Source organism: Bacillus cereus group sp. BfR-BA-01379, assembly GCF_022663605.1.
Taxonomy (GTDB): domain Bacteria; phylum Bacillota; class Bacilli; order Bacillales; family Bacillaceae_G; genus Bacillus_A; species Bacillus_A mobilis.
In genome coordinates this window covers 1-361 of the sequence record NZ_JAKUFT010000220.1, presented here as the reverse complement: position 1 = coordinate 361, position 361 = coordinate 1, and the positions used below count along the sequence as shown (strand labels likewise).

Here is a 361-nt window from a genome sequence, read left to right as displayed (position 1 = left end):
ATTACTCATAATAACTGTTCCGCCATCTGGAAGTTCTTTTAAGCTTTTATATTTCTTAGAATAAATGCCCATTGGCTCTAAATGGATTTTTCCTGCGTTTACAATTTTATATCCCTTTTCTTGAATTTCTTTATCTAAGTAAGGAATGTGCTGGAAGTAGTTCGCATCAATTTCCTTATCCGCTAACGCTTTATTCGGCAACACATAATCTTGGAATTTTTTAATTTCTAATTTAATACCCTTTTTCTCTAATATCGGCTGTGCCTTTTCTAAAATAACAGCGTGCGGCACGTTAGAAGCTCCCACAACAAGCTTATTCTCTTCTTTCCCTCCGCAAGCAGCTAATGTAAATACAGACAGC

The 361-nt window shown here is 35.7% G+C and carries 1 pseudogene; it reads right to left on the bottom strand.

Annotated elements, in window-relative coordinates:
* Positions 1-360, bottom strand: a pseudogene (metQ, locus tag MR113_RS27560) (methionine ABC transporter substrate-binding lipoprotein MetQ); the annotation flags it as partial.
* Position 361: the final 1 nt, after the last annotated feature.